Source organism: Marisediminicola antarctica, assembly GCF_009930795.1.
GTDB lineage: Bacteria > Actinomycetota > Actinomycetes > Actinomycetales > Microbacteriaceae > Marisediminicola > Marisediminicola antarctica.
This window is the reverse complement of record NZ_CP017146.1, coordinates 3,316,163-3,332,599: the sequence shown is the minus strand read 5'-3', so window position 1 is coordinate 3,332,599 and position 16,437 is coordinate 3,316,163. Positions and strand designations below refer to the sequence as shown.

The 16,437-nt window shown below is 67.4% G+C and carries 15 protein-coding genes; 10 read left to right on the top strand and 5 right to left on the bottom strand.

Annotated elements, in window-relative coordinates:
* Positions 1–22: 22 nt before the first annotated feature.
* Genes BHD05_RS15520 through BHD05_RS15510 form a run of 3 tightly spaced genes read right to left on the bottom strand, consistent with a single transcriptional unit; the run spans position 23 to position 2,428 of the window.
* Complete coding sequence (locus BHD05_RS15520) at positions 23–1,312, bottom strand: nucleotide sugar dehydrogenase (protein ID WP_161887235.1); 1,290 nt, start codon at positions 1,310–1,312, stop codon at positions 23–25.
* Positions 1,313–1,353: 41 nt separating this feature from the next.
* Positions 1,354–1,713: a DUF2304 domain-containing protein gene (locus BHD05_RS15515; protein WP_161887234.1), complete on the bottom strand. Its 360-nt coding sequence runs from the start codon at positions 1,711–1,713 to the stop codon at positions 1,354–1,356.
* A 13-nt stretch (positions 1,714–1,726) separates the two neighbouring features.
* The gene (locus tag BHD05_RS15510; protein ID WP_161887233.1) at positions 1,727–2,428 is read right to left on the bottom strand and encodes a glycosyltransferase family 2 protein; all 702 of its coding nucleotides are present in this window, start codon (positions 2,426–2,428) and stop codon (positions 1,727–1,729) included.
* A gap of 72 nt (positions 2,429–2,500) precedes the next feature.
* On the opposite strand from BHD05_RS15510, the gene BHD05_RS15505 reads away from it, so the two are divergent.
* From BHD05_RS15505 to BHD05_RS15490, 4 genes are all read left to right on the top strand, one after another.
* Positions 2,501–3,112, top strand: coding sequence for an acyltransferase (locus BHD05_RS15505; protein ID WP_161887232.1), 612 nt, complete (start codon positions 2,501–2,503; stop codon positions 3,110–3,112).
* Positions 3,102–4,205 (top strand): DegT/DnrJ/EryC1/StrS family aminotransferase, encoded by a 1,104-nt coding sequence (locus BHD05_RS15500; protein ID WP_202614388.1) that lies wholly within the window; start codon positions 3,102–3,104, stop codon positions 4,203–4,205. The genes BHD05_RS15505 and BHD05_RS15500 overlap by 11 nt, the downstream gene beginning before the upstream one ends.
* On the top strand, positions 4,205–5,191 hold the full coding sequence (locus BHD05_RS15495) for a Gfo/Idh/MocA family protein (protein ID WP_161887230.1): 987 nt from the start codon (positions 4,205–4,207) through the stop codon (positions 5,189–5,191). Before BHD05_RS15500 ends, BHD05_RS15495 begins: the two co-directional genes overlap by 1 nt.
* A 64-nt stretch (positions 5,192–5,255) precedes the next feature.
* On the top strand, positions 5,256–6,356 hold the full coding sequence (locus tag BHD05_RS15490) for a glycosyltransferase (RefSeq protein WP_236966582.1): 1,101 nt from the start codon (positions 5,256–5,258) through the stop codon (positions 6,354–6,356).
* Here BHD05_RS15490 and BHD05_RS15485 read toward each other — a convergent pair.
* Positions 6,319–7,395, bottom strand: a complete 1,077-nt coding sequence (locus BHD05_RS15485) for an acyltransferase family protein (protein WP_236966581.1) — start codon at positions 7,393–7,395, stop codon at positions 6,319–6,321. The genes BHD05_RS15490 and BHD05_RS15485 overlap by 38 nt on opposite strands.
* A gap of 293 nt (positions 7,396–7,688) precedes the next feature.
* Here BHD05_RS15485 and BHD05_RS15480 point away from each other — a divergent pair, with 293 nt between their 5' ends.
* The 6 genes from BHD05_RS15480 (at position 7,689) to BHD05_RS15455 (ending at position 15,376) form a co-directional block, all read left to right on the top strand.
* Positions 7,689–8,909, top strand: coding sequence for a glycosyltransferase family 4 protein (locus BHD05_RS15480; protein WP_161887227.1), 1,221 nt, complete (start codon positions 7,689–7,691; stop codon positions 8,907–8,909).
* A gap of 93 nt (positions 8,910–9,002) precedes the next feature.
* On the top strand, positions 9,003–10,781 hold the full coding sequence (locus tag BHD05_RS15475; protein ID WP_161887226.1) for an ABC transporter ATP-binding protein: 1,779 nt from the start codon (positions 9,003–9,005) through the stop codon (positions 10,779–10,781).
* The gene (locus BHD05_RS15470; RefSeq protein WP_161887225.1) at positions 10,781–11,857 is read left to right on the top strand and encodes a glycosyltransferase family 2 protein; all 1,077 of its coding nucleotides are present in this window, start codon (positions 10,781–10,783) and stop codon (positions 11,855–11,857) included. Before BHD05_RS15475 ends, BHD05_RS15470 begins: the two co-directional genes overlap by 1 nt.
* Before the next feature lie 81 nt (positions 11,858–11,938).
* Entirely contained in the window at positions 11,939–13,117 is a 1,179-nt protein-coding gene (locus tag BHD05_RS15465) for a hypothetical protein (RefSeq protein WP_161887224.1), read from the top strand.
* Between the two features lie 4 nt (positions 13,118–13,121).
* Entirely contained in the window at positions 13,122–14,258 is a 1,137-nt protein-coding gene (locus tag BHD05_RS15460) for a glycosyltransferase family protein (RefSeq protein ID WP_161887223.1), read from the top strand.
* Positions 14,255–15,376, top strand: a complete 1,122-nt coding sequence (locus tag BHD05_RS15455; RefSeq protein ID WP_161887222.1) for a glycosyltransferase family protein — start codon at positions 14,255–14,257, stop codon at positions 15,374–15,376. Before BHD05_RS15460 ends, BHD05_RS15455 begins: the two co-directional genes overlap by 4 nt.
* Here the strand turns inward: BHD05_RS15455 and wecB are convergent.
* Positions 15,365–16,435 (bottom strand): non-hydrolyzing UDP-N-acetylglucosamine 2-epimerase, encoded by a 1,071-nt coding sequence (wecB, locus tag BHD05_RS15450; RefSeq protein WP_161887221.1) that lies wholly within the window; start codon positions 16,433–16,435, stop codon positions 15,365–15,367. The two genes, BHD05_RS15455 and wecB, sit on opposite strands and share 12 nt — an antisense overlap.
* Between the last annotated feature and the right edge of the window lie 2 nt (positions 16,436–16,437).

Sequence of the window (16,437 nt, the reverse complement as noted above, 5' to 3'; positions counted from 1 at the left end):
ACCGGCTCAGCGCCCGCTTCGGTTAAGCTGCGCCGATGACCAGGTAGATGATCCCGGGCCACTGTGCCGCGGAGCTCACCCGGCGGCCGTCGATGAAAGCTCGGATGCCCGGGAAGTCGGCTGGCCCGAGATCGGCGTATTCGGCGTGGTCCGCCTGAACGACGGCCGCATCGACTGCGGAGCCGGGGGTGTAGGGGGCCAGCCCGAGGGAGGTGAGCTCCTCGTCCGTGTACAGGGGGTCGTGCACGAGCGCGGTGGCACCCTTCGCCTCCAGGGCGGCGACGACGGGGAAGACGCCCGAGAACGCAGTCTCCTTGACCCCGCCGCGGTAGGCCGCGCCGAGCACGACAACCGAGCGGCCCGCGAGCTGGCCGAGGGCGCTCTCGGCGAGGCTCACCGCGTAGGCCGGCATGCCTGAGTTCGCCTCGCGCGCCGCGCGGACCACCGTGGCGTCGGGGTCATTCCAGAGGTACAGGCGGGGATAGACCGGAATGCAGTGGCCGCCGACCGCGATGCCCGGCTGGTGGATGTGGCTGAAGGGCTGCGAGTTCGAGGCCTCGATGACCTTGTAGATGTCGATGCCGGTTGTAGCCGCGAAGCGGGCGAACTGGTTCGCGAGCCCGATGTTGACGTCCCGGTAGGTCGTCTCGGCGAGCTTGGAGAGTTCGGATGCCTCGGCCGAGCCGAGGTCCCAGACGCCGTTGCCGCGGGGGAGGTCGTCCCGCACATCGAAGTCGAGCACACTCTCGTAGAAGTCGATCGCGAGAGAGGTGCCCTTCTCGGAGAGGCCGCCGACGAGCTTGGGGTACTTGCGCAGATCCTCGAAGACACGGCCGGTGAGCACGCGCTCCGGCGAGAAGACGACGTGGAAGTCGGTGCCCTCGACGAGTCCGGAGACCTCCTCAAGCATGGGCTTCCAGCGTGTGCGTGTCGTCCCGACGGGCAGTGTGGTCTCGTAGGACACCAAGGTTCCGGGGGTGAGGTGCTCGCCGAGGGAGCGCGTCGCGGAGTCCATCCAGCCGAAGTCGGGCCTCGCCTCGTCGTCGACGAACAGCGGCACGACGATCACGACGGCGTCAGCGCCGGGAACGGCATCCGCATAGTCGGTGGTCGCGCGCAGGCGCCCGGTCGGCACGAGCCGGGCGAGCTTGTCCTGCAGGTGCGCCTCGCCGGGGAATGGTTCCTTCGCCGCATTGACGAGTTCGACAGTGCGCGGGCTGATGTCGACGCCGACCACCTCATGCCCTTTCGAGGCGAACTGCACGGCGAGAGGCAGCCCGATCTTGCCGAGGGCGATGACAGCGATTTTCACAGCGGTGTTCCTTTTGGTCTGATGCGGGTGGAGCGAAGGGTTCAGTGCTCGTCGCGTTGGCGCGCGGTGAGGTCCTCGATGCGGGCCTCGGCGAGGGTCAGCTCGCGGGCGAGGCTCGTCGTCGCGCGATCCTGCTGCACGGAGCGTTTGTAGTCGGTCACAACGTAGAGCAGGAAAGCGACGATCGAGCCGTAGACCAGCAGGTCGGTTCCCCGTCCGATGCCGACGACTCGGGCTATCGCTGTGAGCCACTCGGGAACGAGAACCAGCGCGATGCCGACTACGAGCGCACCGAAGAGCAGCATGCGGCGGATCGCGAGATGCCGATCGCTCGGCGTCGAGCGGGTGAGGTAGACGGCGATCGCGATCATCGAGATGATCAGTACCGGTTGGATCCACATATAACCTCCTCGGTCAGTTCACGATCAGGTCGACCAGGATGTTGATCGAGTTCAGCACGGATTGCCCCTTGGCCTTGGAGTAGTCCGAGTACACGACCTCGACGGGGTATTCGGCCCACGGCAGGTGCGACCGGCCCAGCTGCAGCACTATCTCGGTCGCGTGCGCCATGCGGTCCTGCTGCATGTTGACGCTCAGGGCGGCGTCGTGGCGGATGACTCGCAGGCCGTTGTGGGCGTCGGTCAGTCGCAGTCCCGTCGTGCGGTTGGTCACCCACACGGCGGTCTTGAGCACTACCTTCTTGATCCGGCCGGGGTTCGTGCGTGCGTCGAGGAACCGCGAGCCGAACACGATCGCGAGGTCGCGTTCCCTCGCCTCATGCACCATGGCGATGGCGTCGACGATGCGGTGCTGGCCGTCGGCGTCGAAGGTCACGATGTATCTCGCGCCAGCCTGCTGCCGGACATAGCTGATCCCGGTTTGCAGAGCCGCCCCCTGGCCGAGGTTGTACGGGTGGCGGAGCACCCTGGCGCCCGCGTGCCGGGCCACATCGCCTGAGCCGTCCGTGCTGCCGTCGTCGATGCATACGACGTGACTGAAGACGTCGAGCAGTTCGGTGACGACGCCTGCGATAACGGTGGCCTCGTTGTAGAGCGGGATGACGACCCACGCCTCGTCGTCGCGCGGCGGCGGCTGGGCGTCGGTGGAGGGCTGCATCCGACCATTCTGGCAGAACGGGATAGTCTGGGCGGGCACGCCACCGGTTCGCGAGTGGTGCAGGGAGACGCAGTGACCATTCATGCCGAGACGCGCATCGCGCCGTCAGCAGACGTTTCACCGACCGCGACCGTCGGCCAGGGCAGCGCCGTCTGGCACCTCGCCCAGGTGCGGGAGAACGCCGAGCTGGGCGCCAATTGCGTCATTGGACGAGGTGCCTACATCGGCACGGGTGTCGTGCTGGGCGACAACTGCAAGGTGCAGAACTATGCGCTCGTCTATGAGCCGGCCGTGCTCGGCAACGGGGTTTTCATCGGTCCGGCCGTCGTGCTCACCAATGACACCTACCCGCGTGCCATCAACCCCGACGGCTCGCTGAAGAGCGCGCACGACTGGGAGCCGGTCGGGGTGACAATTCTGGAGGGGGCAGCCATCGGCGCCCGCGCCGTGTGCATCGCCCCCGTGACAATCGGCCGCTGGGCGACGGTCGCCGCCGGAGCGGTCGTGACAAAGGATGTTCCGGATCACGCGCTCGTCGCGGGTGTCCCCGCCCGCCGTATCGCCTGGGTCGGCCGGGCTGGGGTTCCGCTCGAACAGCACGGCACGCTCTGGCGCTGCCCCGACAGCGGCGCGAGCTATGAAATCGTCAATGATGTTATGAGAGAGGCAGTGCCTGGTGACTGAACCGTTCATCCCCCCCGCGAAACCAATAATCGGCGAGGAGGAACGAGCGGCTGTCGACCGGGTGATGCGATCCGGCATGGTCGCCCAGGGCCCAGAGGTGGCAGCGTTCGAGCAGGAGTTCGCCGAGGTCTTCGTCGGGGGACGTACCTGCGTTGCCGTGAACTCCGGCACCTCCGGGTTGCACCTCGGCCTCCTCGCTGCCGGAATCGGGCCGGGTGACGAGGTCATCGTGCCCTCGTTCACCTTCGCCGCGACCGCGAACTCGGTGGCGTTGACCGGCGCCAGCCCCGTATTCGCCGACATCGAGCCGCGGTACTTCGGCCTGGACCCCGCCTCCGTCGAGGCGGCGATCACTCCCCGCACGAAGGCGATCATGCCCGTGCACCTTTACGGGCATCCGGCCATGATGGTCGAGCTCGAGGCCATCGCGGCCAAGCACGGCATCATGATCTTCGAGGATGCCGCGCAGGCACACGGCGCTTCGCTCGGCGGCCGGGCGGTCGGCACGATGGGCCAGTTCGGCGTGTTCAGCCTCTACCCCACCAAGAACATGACCTCGGGCGAGGGCGGCATGGTCGCATGCGAGACGCCGGAGCTCGTGCGCGGGGTCAAACTGCTGCGTAACCAGGGCATGGAGGCGCAGTACCAGAATGAGGTCATCGGGTTCAACAACCGCATGACCGACATCCACGCGGCGATCGGCCGAGTGCAGCTCACCAAGGTGGGCGGGTGGACAGAGCAACGCCGAAGCAACGCCGCGTTCCTCAGCGAGAACCTCACCGGAGTGGTCGTGCCGCCTGTCGCCGACGGCGCAGTGCACGTCTATCACCAGTACACAGTGCGGGTCGGTGAGGACCGCGACGGATTCCAGGCCGCCCTCAAGAACGAGTACGGGGTCGGCTCAGGCGTCTACTACCCGGTGCCCAACCACCGGCTGGCGTCGCTCACACGATTCGCGCCAGGGCTCGAGCTGCCCGAGACGGAAAAAGCGGCGAGCGAGGTTGTGTCGCTGCCGGTCCATCCGTCCCTCGGGCAGGGTGATCTCGAACGCATCGTGCGCGCCGTCAACGCGCTCGCCGGGGCTGGCGCCTGATGGCCGACCTGCGAGCGGGACTGCTCGGAATCGGGCAGATGGGCCGCCACCACGCCCGCGTGCTCCGCGAGGTCGACGGCATCGAGCTTGTGGGTATCGCCGACCCCGGCGGAGACGCGCACGGGGTGGGTGGGTCCCTGTCGATCCTGCCCGATGTCGAGGCGCTCATCGATCTCGGGCTCGACATCGCGATTGTCGCGGTGCCGACCCGGTTCCACGAGGATGCCGCGCTGAAGCTTGCTGCGGCGGGAGTCCACACGCTCGTCGAAAAGCCCATCGCCCACTCGGTCGAATCCGGACTCCGCATGGTCGAGGCGTTTGGCGCCGCCGGTCTCATCGGCGCGGTCGGGCACATCGAGCGGTTCAACCCCGCGCTGCAGGAGCTGCGTCGCCGCATCGAGGCCGGCGACATCGGCGCCGTCTACCAGATCGCGACTCGCCGACAGGGGCCGTTCCCGGCCCGCATCGCCGACGTGGGCGTCGCCAAGGACCTCGCCTCGCACGATGTCGACCTCACAGCCTGGGTGGCGCAGAGCGCGTACTCGACCGTCTTCGGTCAGATTGCGCTCAAGAGCGGCAGACCGCACGAGGACATGGTCATCGCGAGCGGATGCCTCAAGAACGGCGTCATCGTGAACCACGTCGTCAACTGGTTGAGCCCGATGAAGGAGCGCGTCGCGATCGTTACGGGCGAGCTCGGCACCTTCGTCGCCGACACCTCCACGGGCGACCTCACGTTCTACGCGAACGGCACGTTCCCGCTCGAGTGGGAGTCGGTCACGGCTTTCCGCGGCGTGAGCGAGGGTGATGTGACCCGGTATGCGTTCCCCAAGAGGGAGCCGTTGCGGGTCGAGCTCGAGGCCTTCCGCGACGCGGTGCTCGGACTGCCGAGCGACGTCGTCACCATGGAGCAGGGGCTCAAGACGCTCGCGGTCGTCGAGGGTGTGACCGAGTCGGCGAGAACGGGCCAGTCGGTCTCGTTCTGAGCGTATGCGCGTCGTCATAGCGAGCCGGATCTTTGCGCCGGAGCCTGCAGCGGCATCATTTCGTTTGACGGCCCTCGCCCACGCGTTGCACGACCGGGGAGCCGATGTCACGGTGCTCACGACAGCGGTGCCGGGCGCGGCATCGCATCCGATCGATCGGACCGTCGACGTGCGGCGCGTCCCCGTGTGGCGCGACGATGCCGGCTACGTGCGGGGCTATCTGCAGTACCTGAGCTTCGATGTGCCCCTGCTGCTCCGGCTGTTGGCCGTCGAACGGCCGGATGTCGTGGTGGTCGAGCCGCCGCCGACCACCGGGGCCATCGTGCGCCTCGTCTGCGCCATTCGCCGCATCCCGTACGTCTATTACGCGGCGGACATCTGGTCGGATGCGGCCGCGACCGCCGCCCCGAAGCTGATCGTGCGCGCGGTGCGCGCCGTCGAGGGCTGGGCGATCCGGGGTTCGGCCGCGGTGCTCTCGGTCACCGACGGCGTCACGCTGCGGGTCGGCGAGCTCGGCGCGCGCAAGCTCATTGCGACGGTGGGAAACGGCGTCGACACCAGCACATTCTCGCTCGACGGCCCAGCTGCCGATCTCGCTGCGCCCTACCTGCTCTACGCGGGTACGGCGTCTGAGGTGCAGGGCGCCGCCGTCTTCGTCGAGGCCTTTCAGCGGCTGTTCGAGGACCGACCAGATGCCCGACTGGTGTTCCTCGGGCACGGGTCCGACTGGAAGCACCTTCAGGACCTCGCGCGGGCGCTCCCGCCCGGCGCGGTCAGGTTCCTTCCCCGAGCGCCTGCCGCGGTCGCTGCGGAGTGGTTGCGGGGGGCGACCGCGACCCTGGCGAGCATCCGGCCGGGCGAGGGCTACGACTTCGCGAGACCGACCAAGATCCTCGCCTCCGCCGCGTGCGGCACACCCGTCATCTTCGCCGGCGCAGAAGCAACCGGTGCGCTCGTAACGGATGCCTCGCTGGGCTGGGCCGTCGGATACGACGTGACCGAGGTGGAGCGGGCGATGGCGGACGCCGTCAATGCCCCGGCCCGACCCGAACGCCGGTCGAGGATCGCGGCGTGGGCTGCCGACAACGTGTCAATCCGGGCCGTGGCCGAGCGGGCGAGCGACGTGGTCATCGGAGCCGGATCGCGGGAGCCGAATCACCGGTGACCTGTAGCTCGGCCTGCTTCGCGCGCCGGACAAGCCTGCGGTCCCACCACGCTCGCAACGCACGCTCTGCGGGCTTCTCGACCCCGTAGTGGAGTGCAGCGGCGAGCACAATCGAGACGACGAGCATGAACGCGTACCAGGCGAGGTTGCTCCATCCCGGCTCGCGTCTGTCGATCCTCGCGAGAACCACGTAGATCACTGTCGCGTGCACGAGGTAAAAGCAGTAAGACCATTCACCCAGCTTCACGAGCGGCAGGCTGCGCAGCAGAGACCGGCGCTGGGTGAGGTCCCGTGTGGTAACCGCAATAATGAGCAGGAGGCACAGAATAATCATCCACTCGTTGGCGCTCGCGCGGATGGCGGCGCCCACCACCGCGCCGGGCAGCAGCCTCGGCGAGAGCACCAGCCAGGCGAGGAACGCGGCGCCGAGGATGTAGATCGCGACAGGCGACAGGCGAGGGCGCCAGCCGATGCGGATCGCGTGCGCCGCGAACATCCCGAGCACAAACTCGCTCAGCCGCGCGACGGGAAATGGCAGAGGCACCCCGAACGTCTCGGGGAGGAGCACGGTCAGGGCGCGGTAGGCGAACCCTGCGGCGATGAGCGCCATGCCAGCTGCGAATGTGCGGCGCAGCGTCAGGCCGCGCAGCACGCGGTTGATCGCCGGGTGAAGCGTGTAGAAGAAGGCCTCGCAGGTGAGCGTCCACGCCGCCGGGTTGCCAGAGAACAATACGACTGGATCTCGTGACCAGCCTTGCACGAGGAACACCGACAGCACGAGGATGCCGAGATCGACGGGCTTGACCCACCAGTCGGCCGGATCGGGGGCGAAGGAGTAGAACACTGGGATCGCCAGGAGAAGAGCGACGAAGTGCGCGGGGTAGATGCGCGCGAATCGGCGCCACCAGAACGTGGGCGCCGAGACGACGGTGTTCGCCGACCAGGTGAGCACGAACCCCGACAGCACGAAGAAGAACATGACCCCGAAGTTCCCATAGGAGAGCGCCGCTGCGATCGGGAGCGGAGCGAGGTTGGTCATGTGGTGGGTAAACACGCCGAAGGCCGCCCACCACCTCAGGCCCGTCAGGGAATCGAGTCGGGGAGCCCGCGGCAAGGGGGGCGTGGAGGATGGCACGCTGAAGATTAGCAGCAGGGTGCGCGGCGGTGTATCCGGAGCCGAATTGCCGGGACAGGGGGAGGTCGCGAGGGTCATCAAACGCACGGATCAACGGACCCGTTGCCACGGGCAACATCAGCTTCATTACCCCGTGGGATGATGTGAGCTGCGGTTTCGGGGCAGTCCCAGACACTGCATCGAGAAGGGGACGGCAGATGAAAGTCGTTTCGATTCTGGCCGGCTGGAAGCAGAGGTGGCCGAAGCCCGTAGCCCGCGCCGTCGACCGCGTGCTCGCACTCGTGCCCGAGTCGGTAGCGCAGCGCGTCAACCCGGCCAAATACGGGTTCGCTCCGGCCGATGTTCCCGCTCCGCCGACGGTGCCCGTCGCCACGACCCGCTTGTACATCGCTCCAGTCAACTTCGCGGCGCAGGGATTCGCATGGGCTCGCGCGGCCGAACTCCTTCCCGATGTCGGCGCGGTCAGCATGCAGTACCGCGGCGACCCCGATTACGGATTCCCGAGCGACAACGCCGTGCCAGTGCGGGTGTTCCGCAAGTCACGGTCGTGGCAGCGGGCGCAGTTCGCAGCCGTCGCGGGGGGCTTCACCCACGTTCTCTACGAGGCGGAAAGACCGATCTTCGGTGAGCTGTTTGATTTGTCCCCCGCGAAGGAGATCGCGGCGCTCCGCGCGAGGGGGGTCAACGTCGCGATGGTCAGCCACGGCAGCGACCTACGGTTGCCGAGCAGGCACCGTGCGATCGACGAGTGGTCACCGTTTCGCGATTCGGATTGGGGGGTGATTCCGACACTCGAGGCGCAGGCACTCGACCATCGGCGGCTGCTCGCCGAGATCGGTGCGCGGGTGTACCTCTCGACGCCCGACCTGCTCCTCGACTGGCCGGACGGGCACTGGCTGCCGGTCGTCGTCGACGGGTCGAAGTGGTGGTGCGACGAAATGCCCCTGGTCCACGCACGCCCGCGTGTCGTTCACGCCCCCAGCAGCTCGATCGTAAAGGGGTCGGACCTGATCGAACCGGCGATGACACGGCTCCACGACGAGGGGGTGATCGAGTATCAGCGCGCGCGAGGGGTGGCAGCCCGCGAAATGCCGGCGCTCTATCGCGGTGCTGACATCGTGCTCGACCAGTTCAGAATCGGCACGTACGGCACGGCGGCAATCGAGTCAATGGCGGCGGGGCGGGTTGTCGTTGGCCACGTACACGACCAGGTGCGCCACCACGTCGCGCGAGAGTTCGGGGTTGAGGTGCCCGTCGTGCAGGCAACAGTAGCAACCCTCGAGGCCGCCATTCGGCGCATCGCGACCGAGCGGGAGCACTATCGCGAGGTCGCGGCAGATGGTGTGACGTTCGCCCGGCTAGTGCACGACGGGCGTGCATCGGCGGACGCCCTCCGCCCCTTTCTGCTCAGCGACTGAGCGCCCGCGCCGCCGGACCCCGAGCGCAGGGCACACAGGCAGCGGGATGTGCAACGATTATTGTTGGCTAACGCCCACAAGAATGCGAGTCCCGTGAAGCTGATCATCGCCACCATGCGACCGTTGCTGCCGCTTTTGCCGGCGAAAGCACGGTCGTTCCTCTGGATGTACATGATTGGCACGTCGGCGCTGGCCATCCTCGACATCGTGGCGCTCGCGCTGCTCGCGATCTCGCTCAGTGCGATGGTCGTCGGCGACCCGGTCCAGCTGCCTGTGGTCGGCGAGGTGGGCGTCGACGGCTACGTGTGGATCCTCGTCGTCGTCTGCGGCCTGATCATCGTGAAATCCGCCCTCTCGGTGACGCTGCAATGGTTCGCGACCCGCCGGTTCGCGACCTTCGAGCTCGAGGTCGGCGATCGGCTCTTCGACGCCTACATCAGAGCGCCGTGGACGGAGCGACTGAGGCGCAACACATCCCAGCTCGTGCGCCTGGCCGACGTCGGCATCGCGAACGTGACCGCGGGATTCCTGATCCCCGTCATCTCCCTTCCCACCATGCTCACGACGTTCGCGTCGGTGATGGCCGTTCTCATCATCGCCCAGCCCGTCACAGCAGCTGTGACCATCACCTACCTCGGCCTCATCGCGCTACTGCTGTACTTCTGGGTCGCGCGCAAGTCCGTGCAGGCGGGACGCGTCAACCGCGACTACTCGTTCCGGGTCGCGAGCCTCATGACCGACATGGTTTCCGCGCTCAAGGAGATCACCCTGCGCAACAAAGCGGGCGAGGTCGCGCAGGTGGTGCACGACAACCGCATCCACACGACGCGCGCACGGGCAAACCTGAGCTTCCTCGGCGCAGTACCGAAGTTCGTGCTGGATGCCGCGCTCGTCGGCGGATTCCTCCTCGTCGGCGGCGTCGCGTACATCACCGGCGGCATGTCCGCCGCGTTCTCCGCAGTGGCTCTGTTCGGCGTCGCAGGGTTCCGACTCGTGCCGACCCTCACCGGCTTCCAGGCGATCATCACGCAGACACACGCCAACATCCCCCAGGTCCAGGCTGTCATCGGCGACATCCTCGACGCGGAGAGCTATGTCAGGAACGCCGAGCAGATAGGCCACCGCTCACTGAAGCAGAGCCCCCGCGTTCTCGAACTCGCCGGAGTCGGCTTCACCTACCCCGGCGGCAAGGGCCCGGCGCTCACCGACATCGACATCGTCGTCCCGATGGGAAGCTCGCTCGGCCTCGTCGGGTCCTCAGGCGCGGGTAAATCGACGCTCGTTGACGTGCTGCTCGGTCTGCTCGTGCCCTCGGAGGGCACCGCGACGATCGACGGGGAGCCGCTCGAGGAAGTGCTCGCTGACTGGCGCTCCCGCGTCGGTTACGTGCCGCAGGATGTCGCGCTCTTCGACGGCACCATCGCCCAGAATGTCGCGCTCAGCTGGGGAACCGCGATCGACTACGACAAGGTGCGGGCGGCGCTCGAGCGCGCTCAGCTCTGGCCGGTCGTCGAGGCGAGGCCGGGAGGGATGGATGCGCGGGTCGGCGATCGGGGGATGTCCCTGTCCGGCGGTCAGCGGCAACGACTCGGCGTTGCCCGCGCCCTGTTCGGCGATCCGCTGATCCTTGTAATGGACGAGGCCACGAGCGCCCTCGACACGAAGACGGAGTCGGACGTCGCGATGGCCATCCGCGGGCTGCGCGGAGAGGTCACCATCGTGTCCGTCGCGCATCGGCTGTCGACCATCCGCGACAACGACCAGGTGTGCTTCATGAGGGACGGCCGCATCGTCGCCCGGGGCACCTTTGACGAAGTCGTGCGCGACGTTCCCGACTTCGCTGTGCAGGCCGCCCTCGCCGGACTGGTCTGATGACGAATGCGCCGGTCGTTGATCTGATCATCGCCGTCCACGACCCGCTCCGCCCGATTCGCAGGGCCGTTGAGTCGGTGATCGCGGGGATGACCCCGGAACGCCTGCGAGTGAGCATCATCTGCCACGGGATCCCGGCGGGGGAGATCCAGCGGCAGCTCGAGGGGATCGACTACTCGTGCCTGAGGATTATCGAATTCGCCGACGGGATCGCGAGTCCGTCCGGACCCTTCAACGAGGGTTTGCGCCAGGCGACCGGTGATTACGTCGCGGTCATGGGGTCGGATGACTGGTTCGAACCCGGCGCGGTCGATGCACTCGTCTCGCACGTCGAACGGCGCAGCAGCGAGGTCGTGCTCGTGCGCCTGCGTCACCAGAGCGGTGAAGTACTGCGCAACCCCCTCGTGCGGCGTAACCGAACCCGCGATCTCGACGTCGTCTCCGACCGGCTCTTCTACCGCACCGCACCGCTCGGGCTCATCCGGCGAGAGCTCATCGAGCGGAACGGACTGCGCTTCAACCCGGCGATGCTCGTCGGCGAGGATCTCGAATTCGGGATGTGGCTCTGGAGCCACGCGTCCCCCATCGATTTCCTGGGGGACAGCCCCTGCTACGTGATCGGGGCGGATTCGGCGGATCGGGTCACGATGACACCGCGACCCGTGTCGGTCGCCATGTACCCGCTGGCCCACCTCATCGATCAGCCGTGGGCGATGCGGCTCCCATCGCGTGTGCGCCGGGCGCTCGCGGTCAAGCTGCTTCGAATCCACGTGCTCGGGGCGCTGCGGGCGAGGGGCGACGAGGCCGACTGGGAGCGGCCGGCGCTCGCTGAGTTCAGCGGACTCGTCGACCGGATAATTCAGTTCGGGCCGGGCTGTCTCCGACCATTTGCGCGAGCAGACCGCAGCGTGCTCGAGGCAATCCGGGCTGCTCCCGACGTGCAGCACGTCGTGGGGGCGATGGTGGCACGAAGCCGTGCGCCACGGTGGACGACGATCGTGCCGCGGAACCCGATCTTCCTGTTCGATCGGGAGTCGACCCTCGTGCGCTATCTTCTCTACCGGGTCGCCCGGTAGTTCGATCGTGACTGTCTGAACGGCGGAGCCGACATCAATCTTCCTACCTGGCTACAGAACGCGATCGGTCGAGTACTCGCGTTGCTTCCGGACCGTGCCATAGCGCGTATCCTTCCCCGCTCCATCTCCTTCTCCCCGGATGACCTGCCGCCCCTGCCGCCCGTGCCCGCCGCATCGACGCGCCTCTACATCGGACCCGTCAATTGGGCCGGCCAGGGATACCAGTGGGCGAGGGCGGTGCGACGATTCGGGAACGACGCCGACGCCGTCAACATGGCCTACCGGGTTGGCACGGAGTATGGCTTTCCGGCGGACTATGTCGTGCCGGTCGGCGTCTACTCGTGGTCCAGAGAGTGGCAGGAACGACAGGCGGCCTACGTTCACGAGAACTTCACCCACGTTCTCGTCGAAGCAGAGCGGATACTGTTCGCGGGCGCTTTCCGCGGAAGCCTCCCCGCAGAGGTCCGCGAACTGGGGCGACGCGGAATCGGCGTCGCGATGCTCTGTCACGGCAGCGACATCCGGCTCCCCAGCCGGCACGCGGCCAGGCACGCAGACTCGCCATTCCGCGATGGACTGTGGGATCTCACCCCGACGCTTGAGAAGCAGGCACGCCGCAACCTCGCCCTGCTGGAGTCCCTCGGCCGGCCGGTGTTCGTGTCGACGCCAGATCTGCTCGTCGACGTGCCGGGCGCCACCTGGCTGCCTGTCGTGATCGAGCCGGACGCGTGGAGCACCGACCAGCTGCCGTTTCAGGCACACGGCCTTCCCGTGGTTGCCCACGCACCGAGCCGCGCCGCAGTGAAGGGCTCCGACCTCGTCGATCCCATCCTGCAGCAGCTCGACGATGAGGGGCTCCTCCGATACCGGCGGGTCGAGCGGGTGGCCGCTTCCGACATGCCCGAGGTCTACCGCTCCTCCGATATCGTTCTCGACCAGTTCCGCATCGGAAGCTACGGGGTCGCGGCCTGTGAGGCCATGGCTGCTGGGCGCGTGGTCGTGTCGCACGTCAGCGACGACGTCAGGAGGCACGTGCTTGAGGCGACGGGAGAAACCCTCCCGATCGTCGAAGCGACGGGCGCGAACATCGAAGAGGTCCTCCGCGGGATCATCGCCGATCCCGCACCCTACCGCCGGCGCGCGGGCGACGGCCCCCGGTTCGTGACCTCGGTACACAACGGGCTCCTGTCGGCCCGAGCCCTTGACGCCTTCCTCTCCGAGCCGGGAGGCGGGCCGGGCGCCGGGCGCGGGGGAGAATGATCTCGTGACCTTCTCCCGCAGCTTGCTGATCCTGTCCTTCTCCCCGATCCGGGGTGACGCTCGAGTACTCAAGCAAGTGCGGCATTTCTCCACTACCTACAGCGTGACGACGTGCGGATTCGGTCCGGCTCCCGACGGGGTCGCCGCCCACATCCAGATTCCGGACGACGTGGGACCCCTGGTGCCGTACGGCCGCTACATCACACTCCGCATGTACAACCGCGCCTATTGGAGGATCGGTGCCGTCGACTTCGCCCGTGGACAGCTCGCGCGCGGCGCCTTCGACGCCGTGCTGGCCAACGACGTCGAGACCGTTCCCGTCGCCCTCGGACTCGCTCCACCTCACGGTGTGCACGCCGACCTGCACGAATACAGCCCGAGGCTCCACGAGGAGAACCCGGCGTGGAAGCGGCGGATCAAGCCGTTCTATGACTGGCTCTGCAGGCGATACGTCGCTCGCGCCCGATCCTGGACCACCGTTGGCGGGGGGCTCGCGAGGGAGTATGAGAGCGAGTTCGGGTTCGTGCCGGAGATCGTGACCAATGCCGCGCCGTTCGCGCAGCTCGAGCCCCGCGCGGTCGGTGATCGGGTGCGCCTGGTACACAGCGGGGCGTGTCTGCGCAACCGAGTGCTCATGACCCTCATCGAGGCGGTCGAGCTGGCCGACACCGATGTCGACCTCGACCTGTACCTCACGCCGAACGACCCCGGCTACCTCGCCGAGCTTCGTGACTACGCTGCACGGGTGTCCGGCGTGACTGTGCGGGAGCCCGTACCGTACGAGACCCTCATCGATACCCTGAACGACTACGACCTCGGGGTGCACGTGCTTCCGCCGACGAACTTCAATAACGAGTGGGCGCTGCCGAACAAGCTTTTCGACTATGTTCAGGCGCGGCTCGGCGTCATCGTCGGCCCCTCGGCGGAGATGGCTGCGTACGTCTCTGAACACCGGCTCGGTTACGTCACGACGGACTTTTCGGCGAAGGCGCTGGCCACGGTCCTGCGCACACTCTCGCGCAGCGAGGTGCTGACCGCCAAGTCGAGCGCGCACGCCGCCGCGCACGACCTCTCTGCCGAGAGCCAGGTCCGCATCTGGGGCCTCGCGATCGACGCGCTGTGGAAGACTGGACCGAAATGACCCGCCCGCAACTGCTCGTGCTCTCGTTCTCCACGATCGCGAGTGATGCCCGCGTTCTCAAACAGGTTGCCCTCTTCTCGGACCGGTATGACCTCTACACGTGCGGCCACGGCCCAGCGCCGGCCGGGGTCGCGGGGCATTTCGAGATTCCGGCCGAGAATCAGGTGTGGCAATACGACAGGGCGCTCCTCGTGCTCCGCCGCTACACCAGCGCGTACTGGTCCAATCGCGCGATTTCCGCCGCTGCCGAGATGCTGCCGGTCGCACGCTTCGACGTGGTCGTTGCGAACGACATCGACTCCGTCGGCCTCGCGCTCTCGCTCCGGCCGACGAGCGGGGTCCACGCCGACCTGCACGAATTCGCTCCGCGCCAGAAGCTCGACAATCTCAAATGGCGCCTGTTCGTCGCGCCGTTTATGCGTTGGATGTGCCGGGCTTTCCTCCCGGATGCGGGATCGGTCACGACGGTCGCCCAGGGTATCGCGCGTCAATACGAAAAGGAGTATGGAATCACCGCAGGCGTCGTCACCAACGCCGCGCCATACCGCGACCTGCCGGTGGGGTCGGTGGGCGAACCGATCCGGCTCGTGCACAGCGGCGCGTGCCTGCGCAGCCGGGGGCTGGACATCATGATCGACGCCGTCGAGGCCGCCATCAGGCCGGTGACACTCGACCTGTATCTGACCCCCAACGACCCCGCCTATCTCGAGGAGCTGCGCGCGCGGATCGAGTCGGTGCCGGGAGTGACCCTGCGTGATCCGGTCCCCTACGCGGCGCTCGGACAGACGCTCAACCGCTTCGACATCGGCGTGCACATCCTGCCGCCCACCAACTTCAACAACAGGTGGGCCCTGCCCAATAAGCTCTTCGATTACGTTCAGGCGCGACTCGGAGTCATCGTCGGTCCCTCGCCCGAGATGGCCAGGGTCGTGACCGAGACGGGCATTGGTGAGGTGCTCGCCGGCTTCCAGCCCGATTCTTTGCGCCACGCGATTGACGCGCTCACGCCCGAACGCACGCAGGAGTGGAAGGAGGCCTCTGACCGGGCTGCCGAAGACCTCTCTGCGGGAGTGCAGGTGCGGGTCTGGGCCGACGCGGTCGAAGCGCTACTTGCCTGAGCGTTCGGCCAGCAGCGACACGACCCGCTCCGCGGCGAACCCATCGCCGTAGGGTGTGTCAGTCGTGGCTGGCGGGCGTTCACGGGTCACGGCGGCCGAGATCTCCTCAGTGGTGTTCGCGAGGACGTTCCAGCCCAGGTCGACCGTCTCGGTCCACTCGGTCTCGGAGCGGATCGTGGTGCAGGGCACCCGCAGCAGGAACGCCTCCTTCTGGAGGCCGCCCGAATCAGTGATGACGCTTCGGCTCGCGAGGACCGCCGCGATGAGGTCGGGGTAGGAGACGGGGGAGTGCGCCTCGAGGGAGCCGGTGGTGAGGCTGATACCGTGCAGCGCGGCCTTCGCGACGACCCGCGGATGCGCCAGCAGAATTACGCGATGGCCCTGCGCCGAGAGCCCCTCGACGATCTGCGCGAGCCGCGCCGGGTCGTCCGTGTTCTCCGCTCGATGAATCGTCGCGATGGAGTAGTCGCCTGCCGTGAGGCCCAACTCGTCAACAAGCTTCGAGCCGGTGCTCAGCACCTGGTCGCGAACGCGGAACAGCACGTCGGTCATCACGTCGCCGACGAGGACCGATCGGTCGGCCAACCCCTCGTTCGCCAAGTGCTTCATCGCGACGGCAGTGGGTGCGAGGCAGAGGTCGGCGGCGTGGTCGGTCAGCACTCGGTTGTGCTCCTCCGGCATCCGCCGATTGAACGACCGCAGGCCCGCCTCAAGGTGCGCGAGCGGATGGTGGAGCTTGACCGCGCTGATGGCGGCGGCGAGGGTGGAGTTCGTGTCGCCGTAGGCGAGCACCCAGTCGGGCGCGTAGCTGTCGAAGACATCATCGAGCGCTCCGAGGATCGCCCCGGTCTGCGCACCGTGGCCACCGGATCCGACGCCGAGGTGAACGTCGGGAGCGGGGATGCCCAGCTCGGAGAAGAAGACGTCAGAGAGCAGCGGGTCGTAGTGCTGGCCCGTGTGAACGATGATGTGCTCGATCCCGGCCGCGGTCGCGGCAGTGGAGATCGGAGCAAGCTTCACGAACTGGGGGCGGGCGCCGACGACGCTGAGAATTCGCACGG